This window comes from Rhodococcus sp. OS5 (genome assembly GCF_056837585.1).
Genome location: NZ_CM166368.1, coordinates 4,506,851 through 4,519,898, shown reverse-complemented (window position 1 = coordinate 4,519,898; position 13,048 = coordinate 4,506,851). Strand labels below are relative to the sequence as shown.

15 protein-coding genes are annotated in these 13,048 nt (G+C 61.0%); 12 read left to right on the top strand and 3 right to left on the bottom strand.

Translation table 11 applies throughout. The features are described from left to right. Positions 1-33: 33 nt before the first annotated feature. Complete coding sequence (locus ACVZUB_RS20915) at positions 34-876, bottom strand: PE-PPE domain-containing protein (protein ID WP_482627724.1); 843 nt, start codon at positions 874-876, stop codon at positions 34-36. A gap of 107 nt (positions 877-983) precedes the next feature. Between ACVZUB_RS20915 and ACVZUB_RS20910 the strand changes: the two genes are divergently transcribed. The 7 genes from ACVZUB_RS20910 (at position 984) to ACVZUB_RS20880 (ending at position 5,638) form a co-directional block, all read left to right on the top strand. Next, positions 984-1,949, top strand: a complete 966-nt coding sequence (locus tag ACVZUB_RS20910; protein ID WP_039972672.1) for an L-lactate dehydrogenase — start codon at positions 984-986, stop codon at positions 1,947-1,949. 40 nt (positions 1,950-1,989) lie between these two features. Then, positions 1,990-2,376, top strand: coding sequence for a phage holin family protein (locus ACVZUB_RS20905; protein WP_003945275.1), 387 nt, complete (start codon positions 1,990-1,992; stop codon positions 2,374-2,376). Further along, positions 2,373-2,738 (top strand): VOC family protein, encoded by a 366-nt coding sequence (locus ACVZUB_RS20900; protein ID WP_482627723.1) that lies wholly within the window; start codon positions 2,373-2,375, stop codon positions 2,736-2,738. The genes ACVZUB_RS20905 and ACVZUB_RS20900 overlap by 4 nt, the downstream gene beginning before the upstream one ends. 75 nt (positions 2,739-2,813) lie before the next feature. Then, on the top strand, positions 2,814-3,290 hold the full coding sequence (locus ACVZUB_RS20895; RefSeq protein ID WP_482627722.1) for an SRPBCC family protein: 477 nt from the start codon (positions 2,814-2,816) through the stop codon (positions 3,288-3,290). A 32-nt stretch (positions 3,291-3,322) separates the two neighbouring features. Next, positions 3,323-4,651, top strand: coding sequence for a WS/DGAT domain-containing protein (locus tag ACVZUB_RS20890; RefSeq protein ID WP_030536239.1), 1,329 nt, complete (start codon positions 3,323-3,325; stop codon positions 4,649-4,651). Between the two features lie 20 nt (positions 4,652-4,671). Next, positions 4,672-5,235 (top strand): mismatch-specific DNA-glycosylase, encoded by a 564-nt coding sequence (locus ACVZUB_RS20885; RefSeq protein WP_003945221.1) that lies wholly within the window; start codon positions 4,672-4,674, stop codon positions 5,233-5,235. A 52-nt stretch (positions 5,236-5,287) separates the two neighbouring features. Further along, the gene (locus ACVZUB_RS20880; protein ID WP_003945214.1) at positions 5,288-5,638 is read left to right on the top strand and encodes a hypothetical protein; all 351 of its coding nucleotides are present in this window, start codon (positions 5,288-5,290) and stop codon (positions 5,636-5,638) included. 60 nt (positions 5,639-5,698) lie between these two features. Here the strand turns inward: ACVZUB_RS20880 and ACVZUB_RS20875 are convergent, their stop codons facing one another. Next, positions 5,699-7,396, bottom strand: coding sequence for a fumarate hydratase (locus tag ACVZUB_RS20875; protein ID WP_007726313.1), 1,698 nt, complete (start codon positions 7,394-7,396; stop codon positions 5,699-5,701). 114 nt (positions 7,397-7,510) lie between these two features. Continuing rightward, entirely contained in the window at positions 7,511-8,632 is a 1,122-nt protein-coding gene (locus ACVZUB_RS20870) for a winged helix DNA-binding domain-containing protein (protein WP_058037412.1), read from the bottom strand. A gap of 271 nt (positions 8,633-8,903) precedes the next feature. Between ACVZUB_RS20870 and ACVZUB_RS20865 the strand changes: the two genes are divergently transcribed. From ACVZUB_RS20865 to ACVZUB_RS20845, 5 genes are all read left to right on the top strand, one after another. Then, positions 8,904-9,029, top strand: coding sequence for a hypothetical protein (locus ACVZUB_RS20865; RefSeq protein ID WP_019744544.1), 126 nt, complete (start codon positions 8,904-8,906; stop codon positions 9,027-9,029). 315 nt (positions 9,030-9,344) lie between these two features. Further along, positions 9,345-10,349, top strand: a complete 1,005-nt coding sequence (locus tag ACVZUB_RS20860) for an alpha/beta hydrolase (protein ID WP_482627721.1) — start codon at positions 9,345-9,347, stop codon at positions 10,347-10,349. After that, positions 10,346-11,332 carry an alpha/beta hydrolase gene (locus tag ACVZUB_RS20855; protein ID WP_482627720.1) on the top strand — a complete coding sequence of 329 codons (987 nt, stop codon included), beginning with the start codon at positions 10,346-10,348 and terminating at the stop codon, positions 11,330-11,332. Before ACVZUB_RS20860 ends, ACVZUB_RS20855 begins: the two co-directional genes overlap by 4 nt. A gap of 85 nt (positions 11,333-11,417) precedes the next feature. Next, positions 11,418-11,897: a VOC family protein gene (locus ACVZUB_RS20850; RefSeq protein WP_003945229.1), complete on the top strand. Its 480-nt coding sequence runs from the start codon at positions 11,418-11,420 to the stop codon at positions 11,895-11,897. Positions 11,898-12,007: 110 nt separating this feature from the next. Beyond that, positions 12,008-12,970 (top strand): iron-siderophore ABC transporter substrate-binding protein, encoded by a 963-nt coding sequence (locus ACVZUB_RS20845; RefSeq protein WP_482627719.1) that lies wholly within the window; start codon positions 12,008-12,010, stop codon positions 12,968-12,970. Positions 12,971-13,048 lie beyond the last annotated feature (78 nt).

Here is a 13,048-nt window from a genome sequence, read left to right as displayed (position 1 = left end):
GCCGGGGTTCGTTAGGTAAACTAACGGTAAAGGTCAGGCCGCGTGAATGCGCTGCCCGACGCCGCTCGCGTGGACCTTCATCCACGACGCCAGAAGCTCACACCCGGTCAGTCCGCTCTCGTCGAGAGGTTCGATCGCGTAGCTGATGTGTCTACCGCCGCGAGGGTTCTTGAGCTGAAATCGGTTCAGGTTCAACTTCGTCGGCAGGTAACCAAGTACTTCGAGGAACGCGGTGCGAATACGTCGTAGATCGGTACGCCACTGTTTGGGACTGAAACGAGTCTTCTGCGCATTCTGGAAAGCATTGCTACGAAGTAGTTCCCAAACCTTTCCTGCCCACACGCGTGCCTGCGAGAAGGACATCCAGCGCGTCAAGTCTGCGATGTCGCGAATGTAGCTGTCGTCGCTGGCATTACAGATCATGTCCTGCGGGTGCCCGATCCACTTGACCGGAATCCACGGCTGGATCTCGGGTCCGTCGCCGGCAACTCCGTGTCCCTCACAACCTTCGATCACGCCTGCCGGTTGTTGAGGATCGGAGATCAGTCCGACTCCGATGACGTTGGCGCGGTTCAGCGTCGGAAGAGCCGAGCGGATCACGGTGCATCCCTGTGAGTATCCGATCAGCATGACCGGGCCGTCTGTCTGTGCGATTTCGGCGGTGAGGGCCTTCACACCCATCGCGGTGCTGTGCCGAAAGCTCAGGCCACCGTCGGCGACCGGACCGTACGATGCGGGATAAGCGACCCAGCGAGAATCGAATCGACTGTCGAGTTCGTCGGTGACGGCGCTGAGGAGTCCGAGCACGCGGGCGCTGTCGTCGCCAACGTGGGATTCGCCGGTGCCGCCAACTGCAAGAACGGTTACCTCAGCCATGTCAGCGATCATCCACGTCGATTCTGAGAGGTCTGCATCCAAACCCTGAGAAGAGACTGGCAATCCGTTGTACTGCGAAATCGTTATCGAGCGAGCACCATTTACCCATGACGACGCCGAATCGTTCATCCAGACGAAAAGTGTCCGTTGTCGGTGCGGGAAGCGTCGGCACCGCAATTGCGTATGCGTGCCTGATACGCGGATCGGCCGACGCGCTCGCCCTCTACGACACCAACAGCGCAAAGGTCCGGGCCGAAGTTCTCGATCTCAACCACGGCACCCAGTTCACACCGCCGTGCACTGTCGACGGAGGCGATGACATCTCGGTCACCGCGGGATCCGACTTGGTCGTCGTCACCGCGGGCGCCAAACAGCATCCCGGTCAGTCGCGGCTCGAACTTGCCGCGGTGAACGTCAAGATCGCGCAGACACTGACCGAACAACTGTTGGCGGTGTCACCGGACGCGGTTCTACTCTTCGTCACCAACCCGGTCGACGTGGCGACCTACGCAGCGATCCAGGCCGCGGGACCGTCGTACCGCGGCCGAATTTTCGGATCTGGGACCGTGCTGGACACGGCCCGATTGCGATTCCTGCTGGCTACCGAACTCGGAGTCGCGGTGGAGAACGTTCATGCCTTCATCGTGGGCGAGCATGGGGATTCCGAGATTCCGCTCTGGTCGAGCGCAACCATCGGCGGAGTGCCGGCAACCTCGTTCGTGGGACCGTCGGGTGGCGTCCTCGGCCCCGACCTACGCGCGAAAGTAGCGAAGTCTGTAGTCGAGAGTGCTTACGAGATCATCGAGGGTAAGGGTGCGACCAACCTCGCCATCGGATTGTCGAGCGCATTCATCGCGGAAGTCGTGTTGCGGGACGAACAACGGGTTCTGCCGGTGTCGACTTTGCAGAGCGGCGTCCACGGACTCGAGCACGTTTGCCTGTCCCTTCCCACGATGGTTGGTCGTGCTGGTGCCGGCCGAGTCCTCGAAGTGCCGCTATCGGAAAAGGAGGCTTCGGGGCTCCGATCTTCTGCCCGGACATTGCGAGAGGTGCAGGAATCTCTGGGATTGTGAATATCTGTTCTCCTCGATATCCGACATATAGGATCAACAAATGATCAGCTTCCTGATTCGCGCCGCGATCTTCCTGGGTTCTGCCGCTGTCGGGCTTCTAGTTGCGTCGTTGATTCTTTCCGGCTTCTCGGCGCCCACATCCGGATTCATCGTTGCGGTCGTGATCTTTGCGATTGCGCAGTCGGTCCTGGCGCCGTTCATCGCCACGGTGGCAAAGCGCCATGCACCGGCATTTCTCGGCGGAATCGGATTGGTGTCGACATTTGTCGCGCTGTTGGTGGCGTCGCTCTTCTCCAATCTGTCGATCTCCGGTGTCTCGACGTGGATTCTGGGAACCGTCGTCGTGTGGCTGGTAACCGCCGTTGCGACGCTGGTTCTTCCGTTGTTGTTCGTGCGTAAGAAAGTTCAGGAGAAGAAGGCACAGTGACGGGCCCGAACATCGGTATGGACTACGCAGTCCTGGACTGCCCGGATCCGGCTGCATTGGCCAACTTCTACGTCCAGGTCCTCGAGTGGAAAAGTGTTCGCGACGAGGATGATTGGCACGTGATCGAAGGACCCGGCGGGGAGCGGCTCGCGTTTCAGCTCGCTCCGGATTTCGTTCCGGTGGACTGGCCGACCTCCGGTGTCGGGATCCATCTGGATCTGTTCGTGGATTCTCTCGACCCCGCCGAGGCTTGGGTGACGAACCTTGGAGCGCAGCGGGTGACCGACATTCCGGAGCATCAGACTTTCCGCGTGTACCGCGACCCGGTCGGTCACTATTTCTGCCTGTGCCTGCGGGACTGAGTGTCGACTCGCTCCGATCTCGTCGACCGTGGATAATTCCGAACACTTGTCACGCCCGAGAATTGGAGATCGACGATGGCTTCGCAGAATTCCAACGAATTCCTGGTAGAACGTACGAAGATCGTCAAGGCAGAAGCACCGGTCGTCTTCGCGTTGATCAACGATTTCCATCAGTGGACTCAGTGGTCGCCGTGGGAAGGTCTCGACCCGGCGATGCAGCGGACGTACGCGGGGCCTGACGCGGGCGTCGGGGCTTCGTACGCCTCGGCGGGAAACAAGAAGGCGGGCTCCGGTTCGATGGTGATCACCGAATCCGTCCCGAATGAACGAGTAGTTTTGGACCTGGCCTTCCTCAAGCCGTTCAAGGCGCAGAACGTCACCACGTTTCTCATCTCGCCGAATTCCGGTGAAGTTCAGGTGACGTGGAAGATGACCGGAAAGAAGAATCTGTTCTTCAAGATCTTCGGTTTCATCTTCAGCATGGACAAGCTTGTCGGAAAGGATTTCGAGAAGGGCCTGTCCCAGCTGAAAGCTGCTGCAGAAAAGAGCTGACAAGCCGGTGGTACCGTCTCCCGGTGTTACGGATGACGCCCACCGATGCCCAAACCTTCTGGATTTCGGAGAAGATCCCGAACGATCAGCTGCTGCTCTACTGTTTCGACGGGCAGAGCCAGCACATGGACGAGCTACGACGCTCGGTGGTGGAAAGAGCGTCGCTCATTCCGGATCTCAATGTTCGGATTCGTGAATCGCCGTGGCACCTCGACTATCCGGTGTGGGAGCCCATGCCGGTCGACGCCTCCTTGGTGAGAGTGCATGAGCTGCCCGAAAACTCGTGGCTCTCGTGCATTCACGGAATCGAGAAACTACTCGAGAACCACGTCGACCCGCGCGAGTCCCCGTGGACGCTGCACCTGTTTCACGGCGTCACCGGCGTGCCGCGCTGCAGTGGCCCGGCGCTGATCGCAGTTCTGCAGGTCGCTCATTCTCTGGCGGACGGCAAACGCGCGTCGGCGATTGCTCGCCAACTGTTCTCGCCGCAACCGCCCGCGAAGCAGAAGACGGACGTGCGGCGTAGCGGATCAGCCGAGATTCTGGGCCGCGCCGCCCTGCGCCTTCCGGGCCAACTCGTTTCGCTGTTCCGCGACGGCCGGGCGGGGCACCGCGCGCAGTTACAGCTGCAGGCGGACACCGAATCGGGAGTTGTTGCGCCGCAGGCGGCGAGCCGTCCGAAGGTGCGCTCGAACATCCCTCCCGGACCGCACCGACTGGTGCGCATGGTCGTGCGGGACAGCGCCGATTTCCGTGGCGACGGCGTATCCGTCACAGTCGGAGCGATGACAGCCATCTCGGTAGCGATGGCGAACTACCTCACCGAGCGAGACGGCTCGGTACCGCCCGAATTGGGAGCTGAGGTGACCATCGCCAAGGCAGGTACACCCACGGCGCGCAATCACTTCCGCAATGCAGGTGTCGGGCTGTTCCCGGAAGTCGATGATCTTCGTGAGCGAGCCCAATTGATCAGGGAGTCGATGGACGAGCGTCGCGCACGTGCGTCCCATCCATCCAGCGCAGCGTCGGATCTCGCGCTGAACGCGGTTCCCGGCCCGCTGGTCCGTTGGGGCGTGCAGCAATACGATTTCACGGCAGTACCCGACGAGGTCACTGGAAACACCGTGGTGTCGAGTGTCGCGCGTGGTGACGCGGATCTGGTGCTCGGAGGCGGCGTCGTTCGGTTCACAGCGGGCTTCCCGAGTTTGTCGCCGGTCATGTCGTTGACCCACGGCGTACACGGGATCGGGGACACTGTGACGATCAGCATCACCAGCAGTCCGGCCTCGATTCCGGACATCGATGTGTACGAGCAGATGATGCACGACGCGATCGACGAGGTGCGCGAAGCACTGTCGTGACGGCCTGATGTACTGGCAGCATGGGATTCACGCGTGCCGAACTGGAATCGTTCCGAGACGCCGAGATCGAGGATCTGATCGGGCCGGATTGTCGGCTGTTGTTCGTCGGTATCAACCCGGGACTGTGGACGGCGGCGACCGGCGCGCATTTCGCCAGACCGGGTAATCGGTTCTATCCGGCACTGCTGCGGGCAGGCATCATCGAGCATGCGATCGATCCTTCCGCGGGTATGTCGGACGCTGACACACAGCATCTGATCGATCGGGGAGTGGGCATCACCAATTTGGCGGTGCGGGCAACTGCGCGCGCCGATGAATTGACGTCGGAGGAACTCGCAACTGGCGGAGTTCGGGTCCGAAACATCGTGCGCGCAACCAATCCAGTAGTCGTTGCCTTCGCCGGGATCACCGCCTATCGAACAGCTTTCGGTGACAAGAAGGCGAAGGCCGGGCGTCAGGACCGTGATTTCGAGGGGGCAAAACTGTGGATCGTGCCCAATCCCAGTGGTCTCAACGCACACGAGACGGTGGACACCTTGGCAGCAAAATATCGTTCCGCCGCATCCGAAGCCGGAATTCTCTGAGAGAAGTCGCAGTTCCGTTCGGCCAGAACAAGGTACAAGTTAAAGCGCTTGTATGTCTGTTCTATACAACGTCTTTGTAGTGATTCACTTACTCGGCATGGCTGCCCTGGTCGGTAGCTACTTCACCGTCCTCAAGGCTCCTTCGATCACCGAGGTCATGGTGTGGGGTGCCAGGATGCAGTTCGTGTCCGGCCTGATCATCGTCGGGTTGGGCGAAGGCGCCCTGGACAAGAACTACATTCACGCGAAGATCGCTGTGAAGCTGGTGCTTTCGCTGGTCATCGTGGCGCTTGCCGAGATCACCCGGGCGAAGCAGAAGAAGGGCCAGCCCAATCCGAATCTGGTACACGTCGTCGGCGGGTTGTCGATCGTGACCGTCTTCGTGGCCGCGCTCTGGACCTGACAAAGACACAAAAGAGCCCCGGCGATCGAAACTCGCCGGGGCTCTTTGCTGTTGACGTGTCTACAGGCCTGGACGCTTGCCGATCGTCAGGGTTACTTCACCGGTGTGCGCAAAGAAGTCGTTGCCCTTGTCGTCGACGACGATGAAGGCGGGGAAGTCCTCGACGTCGATCTTCCAGACGGCTTCCATCCCGAGTTCGGCGTACTCGAGGATGTCGACCTTCTTGATGCAGTCGAGCGCCAGGCGAGCGGCCGGTCCACCGATGGATCCGAGGTAGAAACCGCCGTGCGAGTTGCAGGCGTCGGTGACCTGCTTGGAGCGGTTTCCCTTGGCGAGCATGATCATCGAGCCACCGGCGGCCTGGAACTGCTCGACGTACGAGTCCATACGGCCGGCCGTGGTCGGGCCGAACGAACCGGATGCCATACCGTCGGGCGTCTTGGCGGGGCCGGCGTAGTACACCGGGTGATCCTTGAGGTACTGCGGCATCTCTTCGCCTGCGTCGAGGCGTTCCTTGATCTTGGCGTGCGCGATGTCGCGTGCCACGACGAGCGGACCGGTCAAGGAGAGACGAGTCTTCACCGGGTGCTTGGAGAGCTCGGCGAGGATCTCCGACATCGGCTTGGTCAGATCGATCTTGACCGCAGCGCCCTTGCCGGTACCCGAAATGCCATCCGTCTCTTCGTCGAGCTGAGCGTCCGTGACCTCGGGCAGGAAACGGCCCGGGTTGAATTCGAGCTGTTCCAGGAACACGCCCTCCGGGGTGATCTTGGCCTTCGCCTGTCGATCTGCCGAGCAGGACACCGCAATGGCGACGGGCAACGAAGCGCCGTGGCGGGGGAGTCGAACGACGCGGACGTCGTGGCAGAAGTACTTACCGCCGAACTGTGCGCCGATGCCGATCTTCTGCGTGAGCTCGAAGACCTTCTTCTCGAGTTCGTGATCGCGGAAGCCGCGGCCCGTGATGGCGCCTTCGGTGGGCAATTCGTCGAGGTAGTGCGCGGACGCGTACTTGGCCGTCTTCATCGCGAACTCGGCCGAGGTACCGCCGACGACGATCGCGAGGTGGTACGGCGGGCAGGCCGCGGTGCCGAGTGAGCGGATCTTCGCCTCGAGGAACTGCATCATCGAGTCGGGGTTCAGGATCGCTTTGGTTTCCTGGTACAGGTAGGACTTGTTGGCGCTTCCGCCGCCCTTGGCCATGAAGAGGAACTTGTACGAGTTCTCATGTCCGGCAGCAGTATCGGCGTACAGCTCGATCTGCGCGGGCAAGTTGTTGCCAGTGTTCTTCTCGTCCCACATCGTGATGGGGGCGTTCTGCGAGTAGCGCAGGTTCAGACGCGTGTAGGCGTCGTAGACACCGCGGGCAATGGACTTCTCGTCGTCGCCGGGGGTGAGCACATGCTGTCCACGCTTGCCCATGACGATGGCGGTTCCGGTGTCCTGGCACATCGGCAGAACGCCGGCAGCGGCGATATTGGCGTTCTTGAGCAGATCGAGCGCGACGAACTTGTCGTTGTTCGACGCTTCGGGATCGTCGAGGATGCTCGCGAGTTGCGTCAGGTGATCCGTGCGCAGGTAATGAGAGATGTCGTGCAGCGCCGTTTCAGTCAGCAAGCGCATCGCTTCCGGCTCGACCTGCAGGAAGGTGCGGCCGTCCGGTCCCTCGACTGTCGACACCCCTTCGGTGGTGAGCAATCGGTACTCGGTGGTGTCATCACCGATCGGCAACAGGTCCTCATAGAGGAAGTCGGCCATCATCTCTCCTGAACAAGGGTGCGTGCGAAGGTCGCATTCAGGTTATCGTTGGGGGTTTCCTTCTCCGAATCGGGGCGGGTGTGAGCTGGAATTATCCGGATGCCACTGGCTCGATCAAGATACTTCGACCAGTTCGGAGAGCTCGACGCCGCGAAATTCGGCAAGTATTTCGGCCTGCTCGGCCACTGCTGCGCGGGCCGATCGTGACCACGTTCCCCACGGGGTGATCGCGACCTTCAGCTTCTTTCCGGATGCTCGTGGTCGCCACAATCCGGTGATCGTGCCACCGACCACCACCGTGCCCGGTCGCCCGAGGGTCGGCCACACCGTCTTCTGGGCGGTCGGATCGGGAACCAGGGTCTCCCGATCCTTGAGCTGTACATACGGATCGAAAGGCCCGAGCAAGCGCGTACTCGAATCGGTGGGGGAGCCGAACAAGTCTTCGCGGTCCTGTTCGAGAATCCACCGCTTCTCGCCGTTCACCTCGATCTCCTCGGCATCGATTGGCCAGTGGGCTTTGACGTCCCTGACCGGAGCATCGAGAAACGACGCGACGTGAGCAGGAGTCGCGGGGCCGTAGAACCGCAGATAACCCCGGATCACGTCGAAGCGGGAATCTGCGTCTGCGCCCGTGGCGCTGAATGGGCGTCGGCGCCAACCCGGAATGCGTTCGAGCACTGGGGGAGATGTGTCCGGCTGTAGCTCGAGGCCTGCCTGGAGTGCCGCGAGCCGGAACGGCATCTCGTACAGATGAGTGGCGTTGCACGGGCGGCAGAATCTCAGATAGGGCTCGGTCACTCGGTTGGTCAACTGCGCGGACATCTCGCCCTTGACGGTTGGTTTCGAGACGATGTCCCGCATCGCAGCAGCAACTGTTTGCAGGGCAGTCAGCGTCGGGATGCCGGCGGCCTTCAGGGGCCGATTCGCGTCGTAAATGCGCTTGGCTGCATCGGCTTCGCTGAACGGCGACGTGGCGGCGGCGACGGCAGGCAGGTCGCCCCGACGGTAATAGTGGGGGGCTCCGCGCAACGTCCAGGCAAGAGCGAGCTCAGTGGCGTCGACGCGGACGCCGCGGATCCGCAGGGCCCAGGCGGCTCCGTCAGGTCCGGTGTTCTGAATCCCGAGATCGAGAATGCTGCAATCGCTGTGATCGGCGTCACCGATAACCGCTCGGTCGAGTTGATGGCGGTGCCACCGGAAATTAGCTACCTGCGTGAGTGAGGTTGCGCTAGACATGATTTCAGTTTACTGGTGGGTAACCGCAGGATTTGGGGCGGTTGATCAATGCGGCGACAGAATTGGTCAAATTCGACCGATTGGCCGGAATTTTTTCAGTAGCAGACCTTATTAGTCGAAATAATGACCCCATTGTCGGAATCCTTTGCCAACTGGTCGTTCGTATGATTACTGTTACCCACGTCACGGATACATTACAGATGTGACGCAGCTGTCACAGCACTGTCGGGTGCTTTCGGCAGCTGACCTCTGACCTCTCAAGGAGATTCACATGGGTTCAATGGAAGGAATTCTCGGCGCTGTTGTTCAGGGCCTGGGATCACTGTTCAGCGCTGACGGTCTGCTCAAGACCTTCATGGGATCGGTAGAGACCATCTCCAAGGACCCCACCCCCTAATTCAGCGCGACATTGCCACGCCCGCTCCGGGTGTAGTTACTTCAATTTCGACAAACTGCAGGAGGAAACTCATGGGATCTCTCGGTGAAGCCATCGGAAGCGTCAACAACCTCGGTCAGCGTCTCGTCGACGCACTGACCACGCTCAGCGGCGGCACGGTTACGCCCAAGTAAGCGTCGTCTGACGAGGAAGGCTCACGCACTCGGTGCGTGAGCCTTTCCGTGTCGACCGGATCGAGTTTTTCCGATCATGTCGGGTTTGCCTGTTTCAGGCGGTACCGTTCGAAAGGTTCCGCTGCCGAAGAGAGTGACCCGGATGATCGAGACTCGTGCGTTACGAACGGTTTTCCGCGTCTTCGTCGCGCTGACCACGGCGGTATGCGGGTTCGACCTTCTCGGCGCACCGGGTCACGCTCAATCAGTGAACAGCAGGCTGGTCGACATCTCGGTGTACTCACCGTCGATGGGGCGCGACATACCGTTGCAGGTCTTGCGGCCGGTTGATACCTCGACGCCCGCGCCGACGCTCTACCTACTCAACGGAGTAGACGGAGGAAAAGACGACGCGACGTGGTCGGTGCGGACCGACGCACCGAAGTTCTTCGCGGACAAGCACGTCAACGTGGTCACCCCTCTCGGTGGAGCATTCAGCTATTACACCGATTGGGAGCGGCCGGACCCCGGCCTCGCGAAATCCGGCAACAACAACGGGGTCAACATGTGGACCACGTTCCTGACGGAAGAACTACCGCCAGTCGTTGATTCGATGTTCGCGACGACCGGCGAGAACGCACTGGCAGGCCTGTCGATGGCAGGCACGTCGGTACTGGATCTGGCTATGGCGGCGCCCGCGCTGTACAAGAGTGTCGGGTCCTTCAGCGGGTGCGCGATGACGAGTCCGGGCATCGGGCAGGACTTCGTGAAACTCGTGGTCGCCGTCGGTGGGGGTGACGCGGAAAACATGTGGGGTCCGTACGATGGTCCGGGTTGGCCGGCTCACGATCCGGTTGTCAACGCGGACAAGCTACCTCGAATCCCGATGTACATCACAACCGCAACCGGAATTCCGGGTCCGTACGACACACTTGCCGATCCGCGGATCGGCAACGACGTCACAGATTTGGCGTTGCAGCTTGTTCTCGGTGGCGGAATCGAGGCGGCAACTCACTACTGCACCACCCAGCTTGCGGACAGGACGAACGCATTGGGTATGAACAACATTCGCTACAACTTCAAGCCGGCAGGAACGCATTCATGGGGATACTGGGAAGACGACTTACACGACTCGTGGCCGATGATCGCCGCGTCGCTCGGCGTGTGAGGCCCCATCGAGCAAGCCTTCGAAGCGTCGTTCTCGTCGGCGCGCTCGCCTTGATTTCACTTCTTGCGTTGCCCTCGACCGCGCTCGCCGACGAGACCCCGAAGATAACGAGTGTCACCGAACTGTCTTCGCGCTTGGTTCTTCTCGACGTCGCGAGTCCCGCCATGGGGCGCACCATGCAGGTGAAAGTGCTGCTTCCTGCCGACCGCTCGGAACCGCGCGGGACGCTGTATCTCCTGGACGGCAATTCCGGGCAGATCGAAGAGAACAACTGGCTGGCTCCGGCTAACGGCGATATCGTCCCGTTCTTTGCCGACAAGAATGTGAACGTCGTACTCCCCATCGGTGGGACCGGCACCATGTACACCGATTGGCAGGAAGATCACCCGAAATTCGGTCGTCTGAAGTGGGAGACGTTCCTGACAAAAGAGCTTCCCTCGCTGATCGACGAGAGGTTCGCGACCAACGGGCACAACGCAATCGGCGGGATTTCGATGGGCGCAGAAGCCGCGCTGATCCTGGCCCAGCGCTCAGCCGGGTTGTACGACGCGGTCGCCGGCTACAGCGGCTGCTACACAACTGTCGGGGGATTCGGCAAGGCGTTGACCGATCTTGTTGTGATCAACGGAAATGCCCGTTCGGAGCAGATGTGGGGTCCGGCCGGCAGTGAGGCTTGGCAAGAGCACGACATCTTCGCCAATGCCGACAAGCTCCGCGGAACCAAGGTGTATCTCGCCTCGGGGTCGGGACTACCAGGCCCGCACGAAACCCTCGATACTCCTGCCCTGGGGCGCGTACTGGTCGTCGGCGGGGTCATGGAACTGGGATCGAACCTGTGCACCGACCAGATCACGCAGGTGTTGCGCGATCGCGGAGTCGATGTCACCCGCAGCGCTCAACCGGTGGGGACGCACGGTTGGCCGTACTGGCGCGACGAACTCGTTCGCTCCTGGCCGATGCTCGACTCTGCGTTGACCGCTTGAGCAGTTCCTTGCGATGAGTTTCCGCTTCGGGCCGGGTCTATAACCCTGTACACCTGTTTCGTAACCTCTCCGACAAGGACAGAACATGCCTTCCATCACTCCCTGTTTGTGGTTCGACAACCAAGCAGAAGAAGCAGCCAACTTCTACATCTCGGTGTTCGGTTCCGGGCAGATCCTGGGAATCGAAAGATACGTCGAGGGATCGCCTTCCGGAATGCCGGCGGGATCGGTGATGACCGTCAGCTTCGAGCTCGACGGTCAGCGATTCACCGGATTGAACGGCGGACCGATGTTCACGTTCTCGGAAGCAGTGTCTTTCGAGATTCCGTGCGTCGATCAGGCTGAGGTCGATCATTACTGGTCCAGGCTGACCGAGGGTGGGGAAGAGGGCCCGTGCGGATGGGCCAAGGACAAGTTCGGATTGTCCTGGCAGGTAGTCCCGAATCGCCTTCTCGAACTGATGAAGGATCCGGATCGGGCCAAGGCGCAACGCGCCACGGACGCGATGATGAAGATGAAGAAGATCGATATCGCGGAGCTCGAACGGGCCGCAGACGCGTCCTGAACACGATCTGGCCGATGGGCGACAGCCTTCGTTAGCTGATGCTAGCCTTCCCTAATTCTCGCTGGAGCGTTGGAGGAGTGCTGGTAACCATGCGAATCAAAGTCTCTCGAATGAAGATTGCAGTCACCGCCTTGGCCGCCTCGCTCGCCGTCGCCGGACTTGCCGGCTGCAGCAGCGACAGCGCTGACGCACCCGCGGAGGCGGGAGCAACCGTCTCGACCATGTTCGGCGACGTCGAGGTCCCGGCCAACCCGCAGCGCGTCGTCGCGCTCGGTTGGTCGGACGCCGAGACGGCACTTGCCCTCGGAACACAGCCGATCGGTGTCGCGGACTGGATGGCGTTCGGTGGCAAGGGCGTCGGACCCTGGATTGCGGACGAGTTCACCACGGGCCCGAAGATCCTCGGAACGATGGACTTGAGCGTCGAAGACGTCATCGCGCTCGAACCGGACCTCATTCTGTGGACGCGAAGCGACAACACGCAGGCCACCTACGACAAGCTCAGTACCATCGCGCCGACGGTCGGGCCGCCTCCAGGTCTCGCCACGGCCTACGGGACGACGGTCGAGCAGCAGACCGAACTCGTCGCGAAGGCTCTCGGCAAGGAAGCAGAAGGAAAGGCGCTACTGTCCGGCCTCAACGCCAAGTTCGACGCTGCAATTGCCGCCAATCCGAGCTTTGCGGGTAAGACAGCGGCCGTCGGCGCCTACAGTTCCGATGGTTATGGCGTGTACGTACCCGGCGACGCACGCGCAGACTTCATGACCCGCCTCGGCTTCACGATCCCGACGGCGATCACCGAAAAAGCCACCGGAAACTTCTACATCCCGGTCGCCAACGAGAACCTGAACCTGTTCGACGCGGATCTCACGGTGCTGTTTCCGATCTTCCTCGACAGCAGTGCGTTTGCGAACGATCCGCTACTGCGCGCAATCCCGTCGGCCCAGGAGGGACATCTGTTGATCCTCGATGACCCGGCACTCGTCAATGCGTTCTCGAGTGGCTCGGTACCGGGGTTGACCTACGCGATCGACAACGCCGTTCCGAAGTTTGCGAGCACGCTCGGCACCTGATCAGAGGTGCTTCGGGACCTGCCCGTCACTGTGAGCGTGTTCGCAAACAGTGGCGGGCAGTTCTCGTGCGTCAGTACA